Raw genomic sequence first — 21,697 nt, forward strand, 5'->3', positions numbered from 1 at the left:
GTTATCAGCGACGATAGAGCAGCATGCCGGCGTGGTACAGGATACCGTCGTGAAACTCACCATCAGCCGTGAAGCCGGCCGGATGTAATGACCTTCGACCTCATAGCGCCCCTGGTAGATAGTCTGGCGGTTACCTCGCGCCTCGTTGTAGCGACCACGGGCAACAACTCATGGCGAATGTATCCGTCGGCGGTGATCCACGAACCGACATAAGGGTGACTAGCGGCGACGATTCGAGCGCTTTGCATGTGAAGTTCCTCCATCACTAATGGAGCGATTAGCCGAGGCGGCCAATCGCGGTGCGGTCGGAGCCGTCTTCGACGATGCGAACCCCCGGCGTACGTTTCGCACCGTCTCCAGTCACACGAAACATGGACGTGCACTTTGCACCATCCTTTAGAAAGGGTGTACCTACCGGTGCGAGGCCGGCAGTAGAAACGATGAAGACGCTGAGCGCAGTACCGATGAATACGTGGTCGAAATCGTTCATGTGGATGCCCTCACAAGTCGAGTAGCAGGTGGGGATGGCCTGTCCGGGCCACTCGGGGCCATCCGTTTCGTGAGTTCAGGTTTGGACGTCAGGTGGCTTGCCCGTTAGGCCGAAAATGCTGCCGGCTTGCCTGATCCTGCACGGCAGCACCCTCTTCTCCCTGGATGGATCACTTACTTGCCCCACTCAGGGCCGCCGTCGGTTGCGGTCTGCCCGCCGTCGACCGCGAGCGTAGCACCCGTGATGAAAGCAGCCTGGTCGCTGGCCAGGAAATAGATCGCGTTGGCGACCTCATCGACCGTACCGGCCCGGCGCAGCGGGATGCGTTCCCAGGCTTTGGCCAGTAGCGTCTCATCGTCCATGATCGCCTCAGTCATCTCTGTAATAGTCAGCCCGGGGCAGACGGTATTGGCGCGCACGCGGTCGCGACCATAATCGCAGGCGATGCTGCGCGTGAGATTGGCGACCGCAGCCTTGGCAGCGCAGTACGCGGCATGATTCCAACCACCGCCGAGCGACGACACAGAGCCTACATTGATGATCGAACCATGTGCTTTCTTCAGGTGGGGAATGGTCGAGCGTGCCGACCAGGTTCATGCCGACCGCGTTGACCAGCGTATCGAGACGCCCAAAGCGCTCGACGGTCAGGCGCACCAGCTCATCGCAGGCCTCGCGCTGCGACACATCCGCGATGTGAGCCAATACACGCTCGGCCGGTAGATCCGCAGCGAAACGCTCCAGCCGGACCCGATTACACCCGGCAACCACCACCAGGTAGCCCTCACGCAGGAACCGGCGAGCAGCGGCAGCCCCGATACCGGAGCCACCACCGATGATGAGTGCGACCTTGCTCTGAAAGTGATTCATGACCCTAACCTCCACCCAGGCGATCAGCGTTGGGCTTCGGGAAGTCGGCTCCGCGCGCAGTAGCTTCCCAGGCACGAAATTCTGCCTGCATGTCCGCAAGCTTGTTTGTCGCGACTTCAAAGGCGTCATTGCCCAACAGCAGCCATTTAGGCGGCCTCGGTGCAGTAACGGCGGTATGTATGGCTGCCGCCGCACGGGCCGGATCACCGGCCTGGTGTCCGACCGAGGCGTGATAGGCGCGGCGCGCCTCGCCGGCGGTCATGTCGTAATCGTCGATCGGCTCGGCTACCTCGGCTGCCGATCCGGCCCACTCGGTACGAAACGCGCTGGGCTCTACCGTCATGACCCGTATGCCCAGGGGCTCGACCTCGGCACGCAGGGTTTCCGAAAGCCCCTCGACGGCGAACTTGCTCGCGCAGTAGTAACCCACTGCGGGAAAACCGGCGAGGCCGCCAATGGAGGTCAGGTTGACGATCATACCCCGGCGTCGCTGGCGCATGCCGGGTAGCACTGCGTGGATCATGTGGGCAGTGCCGAAGAAGTTGACCTCGAACAGTCGCCGCGCCGATTGCGGATCGGTTTCCTCGACTGCGGCGAAGTGGCCGATACCAGCGTTATTGACCAAGACATCGACCGAACCGAACACGTGCTCGGCTTCGGCCACCACAGCCTTGACCTGCTCGGCATCGGTGACGTCCAGCGGCAGCACTACGGCCTGGCCGAGTCTGGCTAGATCCTGCACCTGCTCGACCTTGCGCGCGGTGACGACCACGCGCTCGCCCCGTTCCAGCAGATGGGATGCGATGTAGCGGCCGAAACCCGTTGAACAGCCCGTTATCAGCCAGGTGTTTTGCGTGCTCATGGGGTGGTCCTCTTGTGAATGGATCAGGATCAGCGCTCAGCGGCTTCCGAGCGACGCTCAAAGGTACGAATCTCGGGGGCTTCGCTGCAGAGCGCGTCTAGGTCTTTCATGAAGGCTTGAACGTAGGGCGTCTGCATGTGCCCGTCGAAGTCGGCGGGTGATTGCCAGTCCTCGTAAACAAACCAGTAGTCAGACGAATCGGTCGCCCGGTAGATGTCGTAACGAACGCAGCCAGGCTCCTGCCGGGTAGGCCCGGCCAGCGCCAATAGGCGCTGACCAAGGGCATCGCCCTGTCCGAGGCGCGCGTTGAAAAAAGCCACATTAGTCAGCATGCTCATGAAGGCTCTCCCGTGAGTGACAGGTCGATCAGCCAGCGGTAACGGTCATGCCGCCGTCGGCCATGACAACCGAACCAACAATAAAGCTGGCGCGATCCGAGGCGAGAAAGGCCACGATTTCGGCGATTTCCTCTGGCTGCGCAGCGCGGCCAATGGGCGCGGCTTCGCCATGCCGGGCCAGGAAACCGGGGCCGTCGTCGACCACGTCATTGAGGATATTGGTAACTACGTCACCGACACCAATGGCGTTGACGCGGATGCCATGCTCGATGGCTTCGAGCGCCAGGGTACGGGTCAGCTGTGCCAGCGCACCTTTCGAGGCGGTGTAGGCGGCAATGGTCGGAAAAGCGAAGTAGGACGCATAGGAGGCGATGTTAACAATGGCCCCCGACCGGTTAGGCATCATGGCCTTGACCGCTTCACGCGAATGCAGAAAAGCGGCAGTAGCGTTGACCGCCTGGATGCGCTCCCAGTCCTCGCGAGTCATGTCCACGACCCGCTTGTTGATAATGATCCCGGCATTGTTGACCAGGATGTCCAGGCGGCCGAACTGCTCGACGGCCAAACCGACCGCACGTTCGGCAGCGCCGTCGTCGGTGATGTCAGCCACCAGCGGGACCAGCCCGGGACAAGCAAGCTCCTCGACGGCTGGATTCAGGTCTTCAGCAATAACGTTAGCGCCACGTGCATGCAGCAGCAGTGCGATAGCCCTGCCAATTCCGCTGGCAGCTCCGGTGACTAGCGCGACTTTGCCTTCGACTTCATGGGGGACGCTGTACTTGATATCAGTCATGATGATCTCCTGCGTTGCGAGCAGACGAGACATTCGCCGGCTCAGCGCCCGTAGGCGCCGTCGTGATCGACGGTTCTACTGTCTCGCAACAAGAAGCGCTGAGCTTTCGCAGGTTTGCCGAGGCTGTCGGGGTTTTGCGCCAAGAGGCGATTGCGGGTCATCTTTGTTGGTCAGGCCTTGAATCGCCACCGCACCTGTGAGTCATCGGGCAGCGGGATAAACTCGTCGTCTCCTGGTACATCAGGAAAGCGTCGGGCACGCCAGTCTTCGGCCGCCTGAAGAATGCGCTCGGGCCGACTGGAGACAAAGTTCCAGTAGATGTGCCGGTTCCCTTCCAGCGGCTCGCCACCCAGCAGCAAGAGCCGCGACGGCCCAACGGCACGAAGCACAATCTCGCTGTTCGGGCGAAGCACAACCAAACAATCTGCACTGAATCGTCCTGACTGGCCTACCACCTCAATTTCGCCGCTAACAATGTAAAGAGCACGCTCGATGTGTTCGGCTGATAAGCGATAACGCGCACCGGCTTGCAACTGGAGGTCCGCGTAGAACAGATCGGAAACCGTCTGGGTAGGCGAGCTAAGGCCATCGAGCGAGCCGGCCAGCAGGCTCAGCGAAGCGCCCTCGCCTTCGGTATGCGGGATGCGCTCAGCCAGCAAATGCTGAAAGCGTGGCTCGGCTTCCTCATGCGCCTCGGGTAGCGCAACCCAGGCCTGAAACCCCATGAGCTCACCACCGCTGGCTCGAACCGGATCGCTTGAGCGTTCGGAGTGGACGATGCCGCGCCCGGCGGTCATCAGGTTTACCTCCCCGGCATGCAGCTGCTGAATGTGCCCGGCACTGTCGCGGTGCAGCATTTCGCCCTGCAGGAGATAACTAATCGTCGATAGCCCGATATGCGGATGTGGGCGGGTGTCAACGCCCTCCCCTGGCCCAAAGACCACCGGTCCGAAGCTGTCAAGAAAGATAAACGGCCCGACCATCCGCCGCTGCGCCGAGGGCAATGCACGGCGTACATCGAACCCACCGAGGTCACGCACGTTGGGAAGGATGATTTGCTCTATGGAGCCCGTAACGGAGGTTTGCAAGGTCATGGCGGTCTCGCTGAATGAGTGGGGATGTGTTCACTCTAAGCTCACTGCCTTATCAGCAAAACCCGGATAATATGCACCGAAACGTTCGAGGAATTCGAAATGATTTCAGACCCAGGTACGCCTACGCTGGACCAGTTGCGCGTCTTCCTTACCGTGGTTGATGTTGGCAGTTTTGCTGGCGCAGCGCGCAAACTGCATCGCGCCACCTCGGTGGTAAGTTATTCCATTGCCAATCTGGAGATGCAGCTGGGCGTCACTTTGTTCGATCGCAAGACGACCCGCAAACCGCAACTGACCGATGCCGGGCGCACCGTACTGGCAGAAGTGCGAACCATCTACAACGGTATCGACGGCCTGCGGGCAAAGGTGCGTGGCCTCCTGCACGGCCTGGAAGCGGAGGTGCATCTGGTACTCGACGTGATGCTGCCCAGCGAGCGGGTAGTCGATGCGCTCAAAGCCTTTCGGGAGGAGTTTCCTACCGTGTCGTTGCATCTTCATATCGAGGCGCTTGGCGCAGTAACGCAACGGGTGCTCGAGCGCGGCGCGACGTTAGGGGTAAGCGGCCCGTTGGCTACCAGCATTGACGGTATCGAACGTATTGGCGTAGGCAAGGTGGCGCTGATCCCGGTCGCCGCGCCCAGCCATCCTCTGGCACAACAAAGGCCGCATGCACCCGGTGCTGGCCGAGCGCATGTGCAGCTAGTACTTACCGATAGCTCCACGTTTACCGAGGGCCAGGAATTTGCTGTCGTCGGCACACGTACGTGGCGACTGGCGGACCTGGGTGCCAAGCACATGCTACTTCGTGAAGGCATCGGCTGGGGCAACATGCCGATCGACAGGGTGCACGACGACTTGGCCTGTGGACGGCTGGTCCACCTTGATCTGCCCGACTGTACTGGCGGTGACTACGCCTTCGATGTCATCTACCGAACCGATACGCCTCCCGGGCCTGCGGCCAATTGGTTGATTGAGCGCTTCAAGACGCAAGCGGCCGGACAAGTTTTACTGTTCTAAAAAGTCGAACCTGAACGTCGATATTACCTGTCTTTTATCGATACTAATGCCGTGCGACAGTAGCTCTATCGCGGTAACACAAGCCGCTTGCCACTCACCAATGGAGACATCCCATGGCTAAGGTTCTGGTTCTTTACTACTCGTCTTACGGTCATATCGAAACCATGGCCAATGCTATGGCTGAAGGCGCTCGCACAGCCGGTGCACAGGTAGACATCAAGCGCGTCCCGGAAACGGTGCCTGAAGAAATCGCCAGGGGCGCACACTTCAAGCTGAACCAAGCCGCGCCAGTGGCAACAGTTGCTGAATTAGAGCATTACGATGCGATCATCGTCGGCACCGGCACCCGTTTCGGTCGTATCAGCAGCCAGATGGCGGCCTTCCTCGATCAGGCCGGCGGGCTTTGGGCACGCGGTGCACTCAATGGGAAGGTTGGTGGAGCCTTTACCGCCAGCGCTACCCAGCACGGCGGCCAGGAAACCACGCTATTCTCGATCATTACTAACCTGCTTCACTTTGGCATGACCGTTGTTGGCCTGCCTTATAGCCATCAGGGCCAGATGGAGATTTCCGAGGTGGTTGGCGGTGCACCTTATGGCGCAACCACGATCACCGGCGGTGATGGCTCGCGTCAGCCCAGCGAAATCGAACTGGCCGGTGCCCGCCATCAGGGCGAGTTGATCGCCAAGACAGCTATCAAGCTGTTCGGCTGATGGTTGGGGCTTGCCCACAGGCAAGCCCTCTTCCTCTTTCTTTATGAAGCGAGCACCGACCATGACAACTGCCGAGCACCTGTTGCACCTGCATTTCGAAACCTTTGTTGATGACCACGAACGGTGGAAGACACTGATTGCCGACAGCCTGATATGGGAGCTTCCGTTTGCCCCTACACTCGGCCATCCAGCACGGCTCGAAGGCCGCAGTCAGGTGTTAGAACATGTCGGCTGGTTTGTTGGCGCAGTGGAAAACTTCCGCTTCTATGACTTACGTATTCATCCGGGCGCAAACCCGCAGGAAGCCAGCGCTGAGGTCAAGGCCGAAGGCCTGATCAAGCCGACCGGACGCACCTACGAACAGGATTATGTGCTGTTCGTACGGGTCGAAAACGGCAAGTTTACATTCATTCGCGAATACTTCGACCCAGTCCGGGCAGCCGTTGCGCTGGATGTCCCCCTTCCTGCTCTGGCAGGCTGACTCACCGAGCAGTCTTGCTCCACGCCGCCGCTGCGCTACCCTATCGATGCCAGCCCTCACTTGAGGGCTTTATCGATGGAGCATCCTGTGCGCCAAGCCTATTTTGATGAGCCGACGGTAAGTGACGCCCAGCGCATAACAGCCGAGTCGATGCTGCATTACTTGCCGGGCAAGCCGCAGGTAGTGCCGCCGCGCCTGCAGATGCAGGACGTAGTAGTGCACCTGTTCAGCCATCACACAATCGCCGAGCCAATCCTCGTTCCCGCCGTAATAGAACCATTACTGGTGCTGGTCCTGTCAGGCACTGCTAGCGTCGAAGAACGCTCTCTCGGTGATGAATGGGAAACCGCTATTGTTCAGGCGGGCGACTTCTTTCTTACCAACACCCAGGAGCCCTACGAGATGCGCTGGCAGACGCAAGGCTGCGACACCTTTCAGGTGATGCACCTGTACCTCGGCCTGCCATTGATAGATCAGGCCGCACGGGAGGTGCTTGGTCAACATGCGGCGTCAGTGACCTTTCTCGACATCTCCGGCGCACAGGATGACCGGGTAAACTTTATGCTGGATCAGCTGCGTGTCGAGCTGATCGAGGAGCGCCAGCCCAGCCCGCTGTTTGCGCGTAGCTTGGCCCAAGCGTTGGCTGTACATTTGGTGCGTACCTACCTGGACCCGCGCAGCAAAGCCCGACGCAGTAACGCGTTACAGGCGTACAAGCTACGCCGCGTAATCGAGGCGATGAACCAGCGTCTGGCCGATGACTTCAGCCTTGCACATCTGGCTGAACATGCGGATCTCAGCGAATACCACTTCAGCCGAATGTTCAAACGCGCCACGGGGTTATCGCCCTCGCAGTACTTCATCCGCCTGCGTATGAGTCGCGCCCGGGAGCTGCTGCTTGAGACAGACCGCAGCATTATCGACATTGGACTGGAGGTCGGCTATTCGAGTCCTAGTCATTTCTCCCAGGTGTTTCGCCGCGAGGTTGGCGTCACGCCCAGCGCCTATCGTCAGGCATGACCTCTATCGCCAGCCTTACAGGTTTGCGGCCTGAAGCGCTTACATAAACCGAGTATTTGGCCTCTTACACGGCAATGCCCGTTGTGGCCATGGAGTCTTCCTCGCAAATGAGCAGGCCGTATTTCCCAGCAGGTGCCTCCGCTATAGCGGAGGCTGCGCGCCTAGACATAGCACCTAAAAGCGCCAGCTGAACAGCATCATCAGATGCCAGCACAAGCTTATGATATTAGTTTCGCCCTGCTAGCTCACGATGGGTAGCATGCATAAGCAGGAGTCTTGAGTTTCGACTTGCCGCCTGTTATGAGCCTGCCAAAAGGTTGGGACACTACGGACGAAAAAAGCCGGGCGTGTGCCCGGCCTGATCCACTGTCTGCCATGCGCTTACAGGCTGGCGTCGAGCACCAGCTTGCCGCGTGTATGCCGGCCCCAGCTCTTGCGCAGCGCGCCCTCAGCGTGGGACAAGGGCAGCACTTCCACCTCGATTACCAGCTCACCTTTTTCGAACAATGCGGCGATCGCCTTAAGCTGCGTACCATCGGAGCGGGTAGCGAAATGCTTACCCGTCGCGCCGACCGCTTCAGCATGCTTGGCGTCAGGTGGGCTTACCGGGGATACCAGTACACCCCCAGGCTTCAATACCGACCATGACCGCGTTTGGGTATCACTACCCACCAGATCCAGCACCACGTCGACCGGCTCTACAACAGTTTCGAATAGCGTTTGGCTGTAATCGACTACGACCGAGGCGCCCAGCTCGCGAAGATAACTGTGGTTGCGCGTCGAAGCGGTGGCGATAACGGTAGCGCCAGCAATACGGGCTATCTGCACTGCCATGCTGCCCACCCCGCCAGCGGCGCCATGGATCAGCACCCGCTGCCCAGGCTTGATTTGCGCATGTTCATGCAGCGCCTGCCAGGCAGTCAGGGCTGCGGCCGGTACACCACTGGCTTGTAACGCTGTCAGCCGACTCGGCCGATGAGCCAGACGGTCTGCGCTGGCCACAACCTCAGTGGCGTAACCGCCAACGATGTTGATGAAACCAAATACCTCATCGCCCACTGCGAAACCGCTGACCTCTTCACCCACCGCCGCTACTCGACCGGCCACTTCGACACCCGGCGTGTAGGGCAGCTGGAGCGGAATGAAAGCTTTCATGGCACCGGAAAGCACCTTCCAGTCGATTGGATTCACCCCACTGCCCGCCACCTCAATTCGTACCTCGCCTTTGCCCGGCACGGGCGACGGCAGCTCTTTGAACATGAAACCCTCTGGCTGCCCATATTGCGCTACGCGAATCGCTTTCATGTGTCACCTCGAAAAGTAGGTTGAACGCTGCTTGAAAACACTGGCCCCAGGATCAGCCGCGACGTGCGTCCAGGCTGAAACGGCCAGCACCAGAGGCGACGATCTGTAACAGGCCGCCAGCCATGGCAATGTTCTTGAAGAATTGGATGAACTGGTTCTGATCGCCCAGCTGGTTATGAAACGCCAACGCAGTGGCAATGCTGAACAGCGCAAGCCCTGCAGCTACCAGCCGAATGCGATAACCCAGAATCAGGGCAATGCTGCCTACTACCTCCACTAGGATCGCAATGGCTAGGGCAAGGGTCGGAAACGGCAGACCAACTGATTCGATATAACCAATCATGCTGGCAGGAGCATTGATCTTGGCGATTCCCGAGAGCAGGAATATAGCGCTCAACAGCACGCGACCGGCAAGTGAGGCTGAGGCGGAGAACATGGCGGAGTTATTAGTGGTAATGCTGGAGAAAGCGATGGATTGCGTCATGACTGTTTCCTCTAGAAGGGCTCACCCTCATGGTAAGCCGCAGTGAGGAGAATTCTGCCTGCGGTTCTCTTATCGAAATAGCCGTCTAATATCGAACTGAACATTCTATTAAATCGAACATATTCGGCACTTTATAGCGGCTTCGGTACAGCACCCTTTAAGTAGAAGTGATCAGCCTGCAAGCACCGCATAACTTCAAAAGTAAGCCCTATACACAAGCCGGCCTAGCTTCTAAACCTTAAAGACACGCGGTGAACCATGCAGAAATAGGCAAGCACCGTGCAGGTATCGGCATTCGCTCATCCGCCACACTTCCCTAGCATCGTACCTATCAGCTTCCACTTGCCCGCACATGGCGTAAGTGGAAGAAACTGAGCCCGAACTGACGACCTCAAACAAGGAGATCCGGTTATGTCGAACATTCAAGGCAAGGTAGTACTGATTACAGGCGCGAGCAGCGGAATCGGCGAAGCGGCTGCCAAACTGATCGCCGCCAAGGGCGCCCATGTCGTTCTTGGCGCACGGCGAACCGATCGGCTTGAAAAGCTTGTAGCCGACATTCACGCGCAGGGCGGCTCAGCAAGCTTTCGCGCCCTGGATGTTACTGATTACGCAGACATGCAGGCCTTCGCCGATTTCGCCAAGGCACAATTCGACAAGATTGACGTCATTATCAACAACGCCGGAGTTATGCCGCTGTCACCGCTCTCCTCCCTGAAGGTAGCGGAGTGGAACCAGATGCTGGACGTCAATGTTCGCGGCGTGCTGCATGGCATTGCCGCCGTGCTACCAACCATGGAAGCCCAAGGGTATGGACAGGTAATCAATATTTCCTCAATCGGCGGACTCGCGGTATCGCCTACCGCGGCGGTGTACTGCGCCACCAAGTTTGCCGTGAGGGCCATTTCCGACGGTCTGCGCCAGGAAACCGACAAAATCCGCGTAACGGTTGTCTGCCCAGGCGTGGTGGAATCCGAACTTGCCGACTCAATTTCCGACGCCGCCGCGCGCGAGGAAATGAAAGCATTTCGCCAGGTGGCATTGACTCCAGATGCCATCGCCCGGGCACTAGCCTATGCGATCGAACAGCCCGACGATGTGGACGTCAGCGAAATCGTCGTCCGCCCCACCGCGAGCCCGCACTAAACCTTGAGCGACAACATTTGCCTGAAATCCGATAGCGGCAACCAAATTGGTACACTCATACTTCCGTTATCCCCTGAGCAGACCAAACGTATAACCGTCGCCCGGGCGATACGAGCGACGGTATCGATATACCGGATGCCTCTACGCTATCGGTACAGGGGAACAACATGAGTGTGTGCATTACCACTCCATTACCTATCCGCAAACAGTGGTGACAGCATGATCGAAGTAACCGAGGTTTCCATTGCCGCGTTGCGTGCCGCGCTTGAGTCGGGGCAGACGACTGCGGTCGAGCTGGTGCAAGCCTATCTCGCCCGGATCGACGCCTACGATGCGCCCAACACACCCACCGCCCTTAATGCGGTCGTGGTTCGAAACCCCGATGCACTCAAGGAGGCCGAGGCCTCAGACGCCCGCCGTGCTCGGGGCGAAACCCTAGGCCCGCTGGATGGCATCCCCTATACCGCCAAGGACAGCTATTTGGTCAAAGGGCTGACGGCAGCTTCTGGTAGTCCCGCATTCAAGGACCTGGTTGCCTACCGCGACGCCTTTACCATCGAACGGCTTCGTGCAGCCGGCGCGATCTGCCTGGGCAAGACCAACATGCCTCCCATGGCAAACGGCGGTATGCAACGGGGCGTTTATGGCCGTGCGGAAAGCCCATATAGCGCCAACTACCTTACCGCCCCCTTCGCCTCGGGCTCCTCGAACGGTGCCGGTACAGCCACTGCCGCCAGCTTTGCGGCCTTTGGCCTTGCGGAAGAAACCTGGTCAAGCGGACGAGGCCCGGCCTCGAACAACGGTTTGTGCGCTTACACACCTTCGCGTGGTGTGATTTCGGTGCGGGGAAACTGGCCGCTGACGCCAACGATGGATGTTGTCGTGCCCTTTACTCGAACCATGGCGGACCTGCTTGAGGTGCTGGACGTGATCGTGGCGGAAGATCCCGAAACCCGGGGAGACCTGTGGCGGATGCAGCCTTGGGTGCCGATTCCCCCGGTGAATGCAGTACGTCCTGAGTCCTACAAGGCATTGGCTGCGGAGGCCTCCGCCCTGGCTGGCAAGCGCTTTGGCGTGCCGCGCATGTTCATCAATGCCGACCCCGAGGCAGGCACAAGCGAAAACCCCGGTATCGGCGGCCCGACGGGGCAGCGAATCAATACCCGCCCCACGGTGATCGCACTCTGGGAGCAGGCGCGCCAAGCCCTCGAAGCGGCGGGTGCCGAGGTAGTGGACGTTGACTTTCCGCTGGTCTCCAACTGCGAGGGCGACCGCCCCGGTGCGCCAACCGTGTTCAATCGGGGGCTGGTGTCGAAGGAATTCTTGCATGACGAGCTCTGGGAACTGACTGCCTGGGCGTTCGACGACTTCCTGCAGGCTAACGGCGATCCTCATTTGAACCGGCTGGTCGATGTGGATGGCCCGCAGATCTTCCCGCACGATCCGGGAACCCTGCCCAATCGGGAAGGCGACCTTGCCGCCGGCATGGACGAGTACGTGAAGATGGCCGAACGCGGTATTACACCCTGGGACAAAATCGCCACGCTTCCAGACGGGCTGCGGGGGCTTGAGAAAACGCGAAAGATCGATCTTGAGGATTGGATGGCGCAGCGGGGCTTGGACGCCGTGATTTTCCCGACCGTTGCCGATGTTGCGCCGGCAGATGCGGACATCAATCCAGAGTCGGCGGATATCGCCTGGAGCAACGGCGTCTGGGTCGCCAACGGCAACCTTGCGATCCGCCACCTGGGCGTGCCTACAGTTACCGTGCCGATGGGTCTCATGGCGGATATTGGCATGCCTGTAGGGCTGACCTTTGCCGGCAAGGCTTATGACGATACCTCTCTGCTTCGCTTTGCGTCGGCCTTCGAGTCAACAGGATCGAGACGAATGATCCCGCCACGTACTCCGCCCTTACAGGGCAACTGACCAACGCTGGGGCGGGCATTCACTCGGGCGTCCGCTCCGGTGTCGTTGAGTAGAGACAGATACTTTGCGATTAGGGCTACAGACTAAAACAGAAGCCTTTTTACGCATTGAAGGGAGGCTAGTGAAAGCCTCCTTGTTTAGCAGTGAAACCTACCACCTGTACCGGAGGCGCCTCCGGTACAGGTAGCCTCTGTTGTTACTGGGAGATCTTGAGGATCCAGTTGATCATGTCAACGTTGTCGTAGTTGCCGCTATGCGGCTGGTTCCAGGCAATCTTGTAGTCGACGTCCTTACCCTGGTTTTGTAGGGCCGTGGCCAGGTTCATCGAGATGAACGGTGAGGAGTCACGGTCATAGGAACCTACGCGGATGCGCCAGTGCTTGGCGACCTTGCTCGTGTTATACATCTGAGCGGCATAGGGGTTCACGTCAAGTCCTGTATTGCGCTTGCTCTTCACGATGAAATACATCGGGTTCATCATCGCAGCCCACTGAGCGACCGCATCCGGCACCTTGAAGTTATTTAGGCTGGTATACCCCGAAACACCTTTCAGCCCAGCCTTGACAATGGCATCACCCAGGTTGACGTCGAAATGATTCCACCCCTCTGCGACGGTAACGTCATTTTGCAAGGCCGTCGGGTCGGTGTTGAACACATCCATTTCGCCAGTAACGTAATAGAAGCCGTTATCGAATGCACCAACAGGCTTCAGGCGGTTCATGAACCGGAGAAAGTTTTTCCAACTGGTCAGCGTTGCGGTCTTGGTACTGGCATTCCAGCCGATGAAGTCCTGCGGTGCCAGGCCGGAAGTCGCACCATTCATGGCGGTTGGTGTGGACATGTAGGCCTGTCCGTCCTCGTTCAGGCTGCCATCCGCGTTCACATAGCCGGAATCGATGATGAACCGGGTCGCAGAGTCACCCAGGATGCCGTACAGGTAGTTCCGATAGGAGCCGCCCATAACCGCGTCAGGGCTGTAGCTATTCAGCCTCAGCGGTACGCCGGTATTGGGGTTCTTCAGACCGAGGCCGTTGATGTAGTTGGGATACATGTTGGCCATGACGCCGGACAAGCGCTGGTCATTGGCCGTCATGGTCAGGATCGACGTACTGCTGCGATTGACCGTAGTGATGCCGGAACCATAGAAGAAGTATTCATAGGCGGCGTTGGCATTGTCGATATCGGTAATCGGACAGAAAGGCGATACCGCAAAAACGCTGTCACTGGCGTTAGCCGCACCGATTTCGTTCAGGTAGCGCTTGAAGACCGGACTATCACCAGTAGCGCCGATCAGCGAGCTGAATGCCCCGCCGCCGCTGGTACCGCTGATGACGATTTTTTCGGCACTCCCCAGCATGACGCTGTCGTTGTGCTTCAAATAACGCACCGCAGCTTTCAGATCGACGATGGCCGCCGGACCGTTGCCCACTTCGGTGGTGACACCGTTGACATCCATGGTGGTGTTACGACCACGCCCGGCAGGGCTTACAACAACGATACCCTTCGACAACGCCAGGGCGGCGGCACGGGTAGAACCGGACTCATTATCCTCAGTCACATCCGCTGGAGCAGAAAGGCTGATCTGGTTGTATCCGCCGGTGTTGAGCGGCATGAAGATGGCGGAGTTCTTTGTAGCGGTCGAGGGGATGTAGATAGTCATGACCTGCTGATCGGCCTTGACCGGCTTGGATACGTAGGAAACCGTATAGGCCGTGTAGTTGACCGTCTGCCCGTACACGCTTACCTGGCCTGCCGTACCGCCGCTGTCGGGATTGAATCTCAGCGCATCCTGGTTATTGCCATTGCTTGCATAGACAGAAAATGATGCCGTAGCTCCCAGTGCCCCGCAAAGAACCATTCTTCTAAACGGGAACTTCATGGACGTGGCCCACATAGCTTTCTCCTAACAAAGAGACTTGGTTGTTTTTGTTTTTCCGTTCTTTGATTAAGGCCGACCACTCAACTGGCTTATCAAAGCAGGGCGGCCAAAGCAGCAGCCACCGAATTGAATCTCATTCAATCCAAACATGACTCTTGCTCTACAGTGATGCATTTGAGTTTTTTAGCTATGCGTTCTTCTTATACGGCTTTTTTGATGCCTGCATCCACAAAGCATATTCCCTTCATTTGTTGATTTTTAACCACCCGATTCCAACAGGTACCCTAAAGAAACCAAGTTCCTTCCTCATGGTAAATACGGTTGATTTATGAGGAAGGCCATACCTGCTTCAAAAGAAGGGACTTATCAGTTTCCAAGAGCTACGGTTGATAAGCGGCACAATCGTACAAGACCGCTAACCACCTACACGCCACGCTAAGGCATCTTTTAGAGAGTGCCACGTCATGACACACAATCACCCGAGAACGACCTACTCAGCAGTAAATTTTATGCACAAGCTATCCTTGCTCAGCGAGCAGTGGAGGCCCAAGGTCATTGCTGAAATGAACGACTATCAGTTCAAAATCGTGAAAATCGAAGGTGATTTCCTCTGGCATACTCACGATGAAACAGACGAAACCTTCATAGTGCTGGACGGTTCCCTGCGTATCGATTTTCGTGACGGCGAGGTGTATCTCAATACTGGAGAAATGTATGTAGTACCCAAAGGCATTGAACATAAGCCCTACGCCGAATGCGAGGTAAAACTTCTGCTGATCGAACCGCGTGGCGTAGTGAATACGGGTAACGAGGGCGGTGAGCGGACGGCGATGAATGATGTCTGGGTATGAGGCGCACGTCCAGCCTGATGGTCTCACTAAAAGGAAAGCAAACATGCCCTGTACAATCCGAGCGGCCCGCCAAGAGGACGCTGCCAGCATCAGTCATGTCATTATCACGGCGCTTCGTGAAACCAATGCCAGGGACTACCCTCCCGCTATTATCAAGCAGGTTGAGAAGAGCTTTAGTCCCGCCTCGGTTCAGGAGTTGCTAGCCTGACGAGCCGTATTCGTCGCCGTCATAGAGGATCGCATTGTCGGTACGGCCAGCCTGGAGGGAGCCGTCGTGCGAACCGGTTTTGTGGCACCGGCCCATCAGGGGCATGGTATCGGCCGGCAATTGATGGCTACTGTTGAGCAGGCCGCCAGGGCCTCTGGTGTAGCCCTGCTGACTGTGCCTTCATCGGTTACAGCCGAACGCTTTTATGCTCAGCTGGGCTACCGTTTTGTACGGGACCACTACCATGGCGAGGAGCGCACACTCATCATGGAACGAGTCCTATGAAAATAACGTTCGCCTTGTTGTGATGATCCTAGCCTCTCCTGATTCGCCGCACCAGCTGTTTGCGCTTCCTCTTCGCTGCGCTTCTGCCTAACCAGAGCACAGAGCTTTCGTCGGGCGCTGAACCCCTTGCTGGAACGACTGCAGGCATAAATTATCCCTTGTATAGGACCGTCGTACTGCCTGCTACAGGCAGCGCGGAAGATGACACAACCTACTCAGGCCAGCAGATGCAAGACAGCCGTATAGCCTTGGCCTTGCCGGAACTGAGCTCAACCAGAGGGTAATTGCAATGGATCTGGAACAACGCATTCGCGAACGTGCCTACGAGATCTGGGAAGCGGAGGGCCGCCCGGATGGACAGGGCTTCGAGCATTGGCGTCGAGCGCAGGAAAGCATCGACTATGATGCGGATAACGACCCGCACTCGGGCGGTATCGAAACCAGTGTCGCGCAACCCATGCCCAAGCCAGGCGCAGGGGAAGAGACCGAGCACTAAAACCAGCAAGGCTTTCAAGGGCGGCGTCTCCTGCTGCCCTTATCCTTTCATGAAAATTCTTGGGCGCAAACAGCTGAACTCTTCACAGCCCGAAATGACTTCTTGCATGATAAGCCGCAAAAGATCTGCTACACAGGCCATTACGCCAGCCCACAGGTGCTTAAACCCTCTCGCCGCCGCTATCTCATATGTTCCCCCTGCCTGGCTTAAGGCTTTACGGGAAGACTCGACCTCAAAGTCCCTTATGAAAGACTACGCGATCATGCTAAAACGATAGGGCGAACCTTATGACCCGTCCTAGGGTATAAAGAAGTAGCATGTTGGCAGATCGCCAGCCGATCAGCCCAGCGCTTTATCGTAGACGGAGACGCATGAACTGAACGCACCTGCTCCTTTACTCTTCAAGATGAAATAACCGGACTTCAGCGTGTCGAACAGGTTCATCCGTAGTGCTTTCATACCGGCCTGCAAGCCGGTCAGGATCAGGACATCATTGATTGGCGCTAAACGACCGCATTCCCCTGCATGACCATCATCTCCGGCCTCGAAGCCGCTTCATGCGCTCCTTTCCCGGCCTGCAACCGGCGAGCCACGTTACCCGCTACGCACGATCCTGTTCGACATCCACCCTCCTGATGCCGCCGCTTTTCCTGGCTCGACGGCACTGTTTACAGGAAATCTAGAATGGCCTCACGACATGTAATCAACGCTTCGGTAAGCCCCAAGGGCAGTCTGGAAACGCTCTCTCAACGTGAAGTGCAACAGTTGAGCGAAGCAGGATCAGGTAGCATTTATGCCCTGTTCCGCCAATGCGCCCTGGCAATCCTTAACACCGGCGCGCATAGCGACAATGCCAAAACGATTCTCGAGGCTTACCAGGATTTCGAGGTACGTATCCACCAGCAGGACCGGGGGGTCCGTCTGGAGCTGATCAACGCCCCGGCAGATGCCTTCGTTGACGGCGAAATGATCGCCAGTACTCGTGAAATGCTATTCAGCGCCCTGCGCGATATCGTTTATAGCGAGAGCGAGCTGGAAAGCCTGCGTATCGATCTGAGTACGTCTCAAGGTATCACCGATTACGTCTTTCACCTCTTGCGCAACGCCCGCACGCTACGGCCTGGTGTAGAGCCCAAGATGGTGGTGTGCTGGGGCGGCCACTCGATCAGCAGCGAAGAATACAAATACACTAAGAAAGTAGGCCATGAGTTGGGGCTGCGCAGCCTCGACATCTGTACTGGCTGCGGCCCCGGCGTGATGAAAGGCCCTATGAAAGGCGCCACCATTGCCCATGCCAAACAGCGGATCATTGGTGGCCGTTACCTGGGGCTGACCGAGCCCGGCATTATTGCCGCCGAAGCGCCTAACCCGATCGTGAACGAGCTGGTGATCCTGCCGGATATCGAGAAGCGCCTGGAGGCCTTTGTTCGGGTCGGCCATGGCGTCATCATTTTCCCAGGCGGCGCCGGGACGGCTGAAGAGTTTCTCTACCTGCTCGGCATCCTCATGCACCCGGACAATAAGGATTTGCCGTTCCCTGTCATCCTGACCGGCCCTCGGAGCGCGACACCCTACCTGGAGCAGCTGCATGCCTTTATCAGTGCAACCCTGGGCGAAGCGGCCCAGCAGCATTATCAGATTATTGTCGATGACCCTGCTGAAGTAGCACGGCAGATGGCGCAAGGCTTGAAAAACGTCAAACAGTTCCGTCGGGAGCGTAATGATGCCTTCCACTTCAACTGGCTGCTCAAGATCGAGGAAGGTTTCCAGCGCCCCTTCGATCCCACGCATGCGAACATGGCAAGCCTGAACCTGAGCCGCGATTTGCCGCCCCATGAGCTGGCCGCCAACTTGCGCCGCGCCTTCTCGGGCATTGTTGCCGGTAACGTGAAGGACAAAGGCATCCGCCTCATCGAGCAGTACGGCCCTTACGAAATCCATGGCGATACGGCCGTCATGCAGCCACTGGATCGCCTGCTGCAAGCCTTTGTCGAACAGCACCGCATGAAGCTACCAGGTGGTGCGCCCTATGAGCCCTGCTACCGGGTCGTGACATAACACGAGAGCCCATCAGTCCACCTGCTTCGTACAGCTATCCATTGTACGAAGCAGGCTTGGCCAGTCGCTTAGGCCGTGACAGGAAACTGCACGCGGACCGTCGTACCCTGCCCGCTATGGTATTCGACCCGACCGCCTAATTGGCTTGAAAGACTCTGGATGATCGTAAGGCCCAGGCTCTTGCTTGAGACCTTGGCAAAAGAGGCCGGGACGCCTTTGCCGTCATCGGTAATGATCAGGCTGTACGTATCGGGTGTAGTCATCTCCAGCTGGACGGTAATCGTACCGTGAGCGTCTGTCGTAAACGCATGCTTGACGGCATTGGTCATGACCTCCACGACTAGCAGAGACAGGGTAGTTAGTCGCGTCAGATCCAAAGTGATGGGCGGCGCACTAACCTTGCAGACAATGTTTTTCGCTCCTGTAGCCTCTAGCAAGCCGGTGCATAGTTCCTGAAGATGTTGGCTGACGGGTAGATTGGCCCGCTCGGGTGCATACAGATGCCGGTGGATCTGCGCCAGCATCTCAAGCCGTTCACGCGCCTCGTCCAGGGCTGCCGTAGCAATCGGGTCTTCGCTGACCTTACGCCGCTGCATCTTCAACAACGCTGCCACAAACTGCATGTTGTTGGCGACCCGGTGTTGCAGCTCCTGAAACATCGTTCGCTGCTGCTGATAGAGACCTTCCGTAACAGCCTGCTGCTCGCGCAGCCGATCACTTGCAACATGCATGAAGTGAATCAAGGCGATATCCACCGAGACGATAAAGGCATAGAACACCATCGCCAGAATGCCCTGACCATCCAGATGGAGCGAATAAGCCGGTGTAATGAAGAAATACCAGGAGGCCACGCCCGATAGCATTGCACAGACGACACCGGGCCGCGTTCCGCAAAAAAAGGTCGTCAGGATGACTGCGGGAAAGAACGTCAGATAGGGAAATCCGCCAGAAAGCACGTCGGACAGGCCAAGACGGATAAACAGCGCCAGGCCAAATGCCAGGAGCCCGGTTACGTGCGCCAGCCAGGGGCGGTTTCTAAACATCAAGGTGGTGCGAAGGATACACTCTCTCAAAGAAGGTCCCGATGCCAATGGAGTAAAAAAAAGACAAACAAAACAGCGAAACGTCCCAGGCACTGCTCGAAAGCCCGTTCTTCATCAAATATCAAAGCGCCATCAAAAGCAACGTGCAGTCTGTTGCTCAAGGCGTCATGCGTGGCATTGGGTTGGGCTGTGTATAGGCCATTAGACGTGTTGACTAACGACTACCCTTGGTTAGCACACGGCGTAGCGACCCGGGTGTTTCGTTGAAACGGCACTTGTAAGCCCGCGAGAAGCTTGATGCATCAGCAAATCCGACTTCAACCGCCACGGCCGTCAGAGACATGGCGCTATTAAGCAGAAGAAACTGTGCTCGGCGCAGGCGTACATTCATTACATACTGCTGTGGCGTCATGCCGTACTGTTTGTGAAACACATAATTGAAATGACTTTCGCTCAGGTTCACCCGGGCAGCCAGCTCACGATTGGTTGGCGGCTGGTCCAGACGTTCGTTGATCAGCCGATCAAGCTCTGTGAGATCCAGGCGTGCGTTCAGCAGTGTCGGCTTCACCTCTGAGGTACAGAGCTGCGACAGCTGAGTCAGCAGTAACGTTACCAGCTGGCAGGTCACCAGGGCGCGTGCCTGCCCCTCCGTCCGCTTCAGTTGCGCCGTAGCGAACTCGATCAGCGCCAGGGTTTGGGCATCAAGGCACATGAAATCCGCACAGCTAAACAAAGTATCGGCAAACGACACATTGCATGCCTGCTCCAGCGCCTGGACCAAGGGATCGCCCCAGGCAATGTCCAGGACAAGCAGCTCGCTGTCTTCCGTGAGGCCGGTGTACAGATGTGATGCCGAAGCCGGGACCAGCGCGGCCTTGCCCATGGAAAGACGACCAGCGGAGTGATCGAACTCGCAATCCATTCGTCCACGCCAGCCAAACAGGACTTGAGCGTAGTCGTGACAGTGCTCTCCGCTCTGGCAGGCAATAACATTGCGACGAGCCTGACTGCTGCTCATTGCGTTGGACTGTAGCAAGGAATGCCCGGATCGATTCATAGCCTGGGTATAGAACTCCAGCGTCTGGGTCAATGGCACGGCACAGCGTGTGAATACCATGAGGATACGGGAAGTCAGGGACACCTGCACATCCTCTCGTCTTTGCGTACCTAACAACGGAAATCGCCGCCATGCAACTGAACGCCGAGCAAGTCCGCAATGCCCTCCCATGGCCCCGCCTGATTGAAGCGCTAAGTGCCATGTTCGCGCGTGATGATGTCTGTGCGCCCATCCGCCATCATCATGCGGTTAACGTACCCGGTGAGCCGGAAGCCACCTTGCTGCTCATGCCCGCCTGGATCGAGGGCGAGTACCTGGGCGTCAAGCAGGTTAACGTGTTTCCCGGCAACAACAGCCGCAACCTGCCCGGCCTGAGCAGCCACTACCTGCTGAGCTGCGGGAAAACCGGGCAACCACTATGCCTGCTCGAGGGCAACGAGCTGACGGCACGCCGTACCGCTGCTGCCTCGGCCCTGGCATCGATGTTTCTCTCGCGGGAAAACGCGAACCATCTGTTGATGGTAGGTGCAGGCCGTATGGGGCGTCGCCTGATTCCTGCTCACATGAGTGTACGCCCGATCACCAAAGTGCATGTCTGGGATCGCAACGAGGCAGCCTCAGCCGCGCTGGTCGCCGAACTCACAGCCGCCGAAATCAATGCCAAGGTTTGCCGCGACGACCAACTGCAACACTGTGTTGGCGAGGCGGACATCGTCAGCTGTGCAACGCTGGCCACTGAGCCGGTCATTCTGGGGGACTGGCTGAAGCCAGGCGTTCACCTCGACCTGATCGGCAGCTTTACACCTACGATGCGCGAGACTGACAACCGCGCCATGCAGCGGTGCGACGTGTTTGTGGATACCCGGGCGGGTACCCTGAGCGAAACCGGTGACCTGATCATTCCGATCCGAGAGGGCGCGATCAGCGCTGACAAGATCGTGGCTGAACTAAGCGAGCTTTGCCGCAAACAGCATGCCGGGCGCCGTGCACTGGCGAATCCTGACGAGGCCATGACATTGTTCAAGTCCGTAGGAGACTCACGAGAAGATCTTGCCGCCGCTATTCTGGCGCATAGCAATCACACCTAAGCAGGCAGCGGTTCAGACATTCGTTCTTGTATATATCTTTCCGAAACCTGTTTACGACTTTGCAAAATAGAATGAGGACGTCTCGACGGCTCCACCCAGGAGTCGTATCTAACGCGCAGCAGATGTGAACAGGCTCTTAAAAAAACAACGATAGGGGTGAGGACGCTTGCGTCGTCACCCTCTGGGGAGCCAC

At 57.8% G+C, this 21,697-nt stretch carries 20 protein-coding genes and 3 pseudogenes; 11 read left to right on the top strand and 12 right to left on the bottom strand.

The genetic code is table 11. From position 1 onward, the window contains the following. Nucleotides 1–4: 4 nt before the first annotated feature. From IQ22_RS03000 to IQ22_RS03030, 7 genes and pseudogenes are all read right to left on the bottom strand, one after another. Nucleotides 5–248, bottom strand: a pseudogene (locus tag IQ22_RS03000) (Atu4866 domain-containing protein). 29 nt (nt 249–277) lie between these two features. Continuing rightward, the gene (locus IQ22_RS03005; RefSeq protein ID WP_145137889.1) at nt 278–490 is read right to left on the bottom strand and encodes a hypothetical protein; all 213 of its coding nucleotides are present in this window, start codon (nt 488–490) and stop codon (nt 278–280) included. Nucleotides 491–663: 173 nt separating this feature from the next. Beyond that, nucleotides 664–1,357 (bottom strand): annotated as a pseudogene (locus tag IQ22_RS03010) (SDR family NAD(P)-dependent oxidoreductase). Nucleotides 1,358–1,361: 4 nt separating this feature from the next. Beyond that, nucleotides 1,362–2,219 carry an oxidoreductase gene (locus tag IQ22_RS03015; RefSeq protein ID WP_145137892.1) on the bottom strand — a complete coding sequence of 286 codons (858 nt, stop codon included), beginning with the start codon at nt 2,217–2,219 and terminating at the stop codon, nt 1,362–1,364. Between the two features lie 29 nt (nt 2,220–2,248). Next, entirely contained in the window at nt 2,249–2,557 is a 309-nt protein-coding gene (locus IQ22_RS03020; RefSeq protein WP_244308904.1) for a putative quinol monooxygenase, read from the bottom strand. Nucleotides 2,558–2,585: 28 nt separating this feature from the next. Continuing rightward, nucleotides 2,586–3,350 (bottom strand): SDR family NAD(P)-dependent oxidoreductase, encoded by a 765-nt coding sequence (locus tag IQ22_RS03025; RefSeq protein ID WP_145137895.1) that lies wholly within the window; start codon nt 3,348–3,350, stop codon nt 2,586–2,588. Between the two features lie 170 nt (nt 3,351–3,520). Beyond that, nucleotides 3,521–4,444, bottom strand: a complete 924-nt coding sequence (locus IQ22_RS03030) for a pirin family protein (protein WP_145137898.1) — start codon at nt 4,442–4,444, stop codon at nt 3,521–3,523. Nucleotides 4,445–4,543: 99 nt separating this feature from the next. Here IQ22_RS03030 and IQ22_RS03035 point away from each other — a divergent pair, with 99 nt between their 5' ends. From IQ22_RS03035 to IQ22_RS03050, 4 genes are all read left to right on the top strand, one after another. Continuing rightward, the gene (locus IQ22_RS03035) at nt 4,544–5,461 is read left to right on the top strand and encodes a LysR family transcriptional regulator (protein ID WP_145137901.1); all 918 of its coding nucleotides are present in this window, start codon (nt 4,544–4,546) and stop codon (nt 5,459–5,461) included. A gap of 113 nt (nt 5,462–5,574) precedes the next feature. Next, nucleotides 5,575–6,174 carry an NAD(P)H:quinone oxidoreductase gene (gene wrbA / locus IQ22_RS03040; RefSeq protein ID WP_145137904.1) on the top strand — a complete coding sequence of 200 codons (600 nt, stop codon included), beginning with the start codon at nt 5,575–5,577 and terminating at the stop codon, nt 6,172–6,174. A 61-nt stretch (nt 6,175–6,235) separates the two neighbouring features. Beyond that, a complete protein-coding gene (locus tag IQ22_RS03045) occupies nt 6,236–6,655 on the top strand; it encodes a nuclear transport factor 2 family protein (RefSeq protein WP_145137906.1) in 420 nt (139 codons plus the stop codon). Between the two features lie 150 nt (nt 6,656–6,805). After that, a complete protein-coding gene (locus tag IQ22_RS03050) occupies nt 6,806–7,675 on the top strand; it encodes a helix-turn-helix domain-containing protein (RefSeq protein ID WP_145138728.1) in 870 nt (289 codons plus the stop codon). A 381-nt stretch (nt 7,676–8,056) separates the two neighbouring features. On the opposite strand, the gene IQ22_RS03055 is transcribed toward IQ22_RS03050, so the two are convergent. After that, nucleotides 8,057–8,980, bottom strand: coding sequence for an NADP-dependent oxidoreductase (locus tag IQ22_RS03055; protein WP_145137909.1), 924 nt, complete (start codon nt 8,978–8,980; stop codon nt 8,057–8,059). A 52-nt stretch (nt 8,981–9,032) separates the two neighbouring features. Next, nucleotides 9,033–9,464 (bottom strand): DoxX family protein, encoded by a 432-nt coding sequence (locus tag IQ22_RS03060; protein ID WP_145137912.1) that lies wholly within the window; start codon nt 9,462–9,464, stop codon nt 9,033–9,035. 411 nt (nt 9,465–9,875) lie between these two features. Here IQ22_RS03060 and IQ22_RS03065 point away from each other — a divergent pair, with 411 nt between their 5' ends. After that, complete coding sequence (locus tag IQ22_RS03065) at nt 9,876–10,610, top strand: SDR family oxidoreductase (protein ID WP_145137915.1); 735 nt, start codon at nt 9,876–9,878, stop codon at nt 10,608–10,610. Nucleotides 10,611–10,829: 219 nt separating this feature from the next. Beyond that, complete coding sequence (locus IQ22_RS03070) at nt 10,830–12,539, top strand: amidase (protein ID WP_145137916.1); 1,710 nt, start codon at nt 10,830–10,832, stop codon at nt 12,537–12,539. Between the two features lie 196 nt (nt 12,540–12,735). On the opposite strand, the gene IQ22_RS03075 is transcribed toward IQ22_RS03070, so the two are convergent. Then, complete coding sequence (locus IQ22_RS03075) at nt 12,736–14,433, bottom strand: subtype B tannase (protein ID WP_145137917.1); 1,698 nt, start codon at nt 14,431–14,433, stop codon at nt 12,736–12,738. Nucleotides 14,434–14,882: 449 nt separating this feature from the next. Between IQ22_RS03075 and IQ22_RS03080 the strand changes: the two genes are divergently transcribed. From IQ22_RS03080 to ppnN, 4 genes and pseudogenes are all read left to right on the top strand, one after another. Then, the gene (locus tag IQ22_RS03080) at nt 14,883–15,269 is read left to right on the top strand and encodes a cupin domain-containing protein (RefSeq protein ID WP_145137918.1); all 387 of its coding nucleotides are present in this window, start codon (nt 14,883–14,885) and stop codon (nt 15,267–15,269) included. Between the two features lie 43 nt (nt 15,270–15,312). Further along, nucleotides 15,313–15,762, top strand: a pseudogene (locus IQ22_RS03085) (GNAT family N-acetyltransferase). Between the two features lie 289 nt (nt 15,763–16,051). After that, the gene (locus tag IQ22_RS03090; protein ID WP_145137919.1) at nt 16,052–16,258 is read left to right on the top strand and encodes a DUF2934 domain-containing protein; all 207 of its coding nucleotides are present in this window, start codon (nt 16,052–16,054) and stop codon (nt 16,256–16,258) included. Nucleotides 16,259–16,942: 684 nt separating this feature from the next. Further along, the gene (gene ppnN, locus IQ22_RS03095) at nt 16,943–18,316 is read left to right on the top strand and encodes a nucleotide 5'-monophosphate nucleosidase PpnN (RefSeq protein WP_145137920.1); all 1,374 of its coding nucleotides are present in this window, start codon (nt 16,943–16,945) and stop codon (nt 18,314–18,316) included. A 68-nt stretch (nt 18,317–18,384) separates the two neighbouring features. On the opposite strand, the gene IQ22_RS03100 is transcribed toward ppnN, so the two are convergent. Both IQ22_RS03100 and IQ22_RS03105 read right to left on the bottom strand, forming a co-directional pair. After that, nucleotides 18,385–19,359, bottom strand: coding sequence for a sensor histidine kinase (locus IQ22_RS03100; protein WP_145137921.1), 975 nt, complete (start codon nt 19,357–19,359; stop codon nt 18,385–18,387). Nucleotides 19,360–19,573: 214 nt separating this feature from the next. Next, the gene (locus IQ22_RS03105) at nt 19,574–20,500 is read right to left on the bottom strand and encodes a helix-turn-helix domain-containing protein (RefSeq protein ID WP_208733594.1); all 927 of its coding nucleotides are present in this window, start codon (nt 20,498–20,500) and stop codon (nt 19,574–19,576) included. 47 nt (nt 20,501–20,547) lie between these two features. On the opposite strand from IQ22_RS03105, the gene lhpI reads away from it, so the two are divergent. Continuing rightward, nucleotides 20,548–21,504: a bifunctional Delta(1)-pyrroline-2-carboxylate/Delta(1)-piperideine-2-carboxylate reductase gene (gene lhpI / locus IQ22_RS03110; protein ID WP_145137922.1), complete on the top strand. Its 957-nt coding sequence runs from the start codon at nt 20,548–20,550 to the stop codon at nt 21,502–21,504. Nucleotides 21,505–21,697 lie beyond the last annotated feature (193 nt).

Source organism: Pseudomonas duriflava, from assembly GCF_007830155.1.
GTDB classification, from domain to species: Bacteria; Pseudomonadota; Gammaproteobacteria; order Pseudomonadales; family Pseudomonadaceae; genus Chryseomonas; species Chryseomonas duriflava.

Coding starts and splice junctions, on each gene's coding strand:
- IQ22_RS03005 (WP_145137889.1), bottom strand. CDS start 490: ATGAACGATTTCGACCACGTATTCATCGGTACTGCGCTCAGCGTCTTC.
- IQ22_RS03015 (WP_145137892.1), bottom strand. CDS start 2,219: ATGAGCACGCAAAACACCTGGCTGATAACGGGCTGTTCAACGGGTTTC.
- IQ22_RS03020 (WP_244308904.1), bottom strand. CDS start 2,557: ATGAGCATGCTGACTAATGTGGCTTTTTTCAACGCGCGCCTCGGACAG.
- IQ22_RS03025 (WP_145137895.1), bottom strand. CDS start 3,350: ATGACTGATATCAAGTACAGCGTCCCCCATGAAGTCGAAGGCAAAGTC.
- IQ22_RS03030 (WP_145137898.1), bottom strand. CDS start 4,444: ATGACCTTGCAAACCTCCGTTACGGGCTCCATAGAGCAAATCATCCTT.
- IQ22_RS03035 (WP_145137901.1), top strand. CDS start 4,544: ATGATTTCAGACCCAGGTACGCCTACGCTGGACCAGTTGCGCGTCTTC.
- wrbA (WP_145137904.1), top strand. CDS start 5,575: ATGGCTAAGGTTCTGGTTCTTTACTACTCGTCTTACGGTCATATCGAA.
- IQ22_RS03045 (WP_145137906.1), top strand. CDS start 6,236: ATGACAACTGCCGAGCACCTGTTGCACCTGCATTTCGAAACCTTTGTT.
- IQ22_RS03050 (WP_145138728.1), top strand. CDS start 6,806: ATGCTGCATTACTTGCCGGGCAAGCCGCAGGTAGTGCCGCCGCGCCTG.
- IQ22_RS03055 (WP_145137909.1), bottom strand. CDS start 8,980: ATGAAAGCGATTCGCGTAGCGCAATATGGGCAGCCAGAGGGTTTCATG.
- IQ22_RS03060 (WP_145137912.1), bottom strand. CDS start 9,464: ATGACGCAATCCATCGCTTTCTCCAGCATTACCACTAATAACTCCGCC.
- IQ22_RS03065 (WP_145137915.1), top strand. CDS start 9,876: ATGTCGAACATTCAAGGCAAGGTAGTACTGATTACAGGCGCGAGCAGC.
- IQ22_RS03070 (WP_145137916.1), top strand. CDS start 10,830: ATGATCGAAGTAACCGAGGTTTCCATTGCCGCGTTGCGTGCCGCGCTT.
- IQ22_RS03075 (WP_145137917.1), bottom strand. CDS start 14,433: ATGTGGGCCACGTCCATGAAGTTCCCGTTTAGAAGAATGGTTCTTTGC.
- IQ22_RS03080 (WP_145137918.1), top strand. CDS start 14,883: ATGACACACAATCACCCGAGAACGACCTACTCAGCAGTAAATTTTATG.
- IQ22_RS03090 (WP_145137919.1), top strand. CDS start 16,052: ATGGATCTGGAACAACGCATTCGCGAACGTGCCTACGAGATCTGGGAA.
- ppnN (WP_145137920.1), top strand. CDS start 16,943: ATGGCCTCACGACATGTAATCAACGCTTCGGTAAGCCCCAAGGGCAGT.
- IQ22_RS03100 (WP_145137921.1), bottom strand. CDS start 19,359: ATGTTTAGAAACCGCCCCTGGCTGGCGCACGTAACCGGGCTCCTGGCA.
- lhpI (WP_145137922.1), top strand. CDS start 20,548: ATGCAACTGAACGCCGAGCAAGTCCGCAATGCCCTCCCATGGCCCCGC.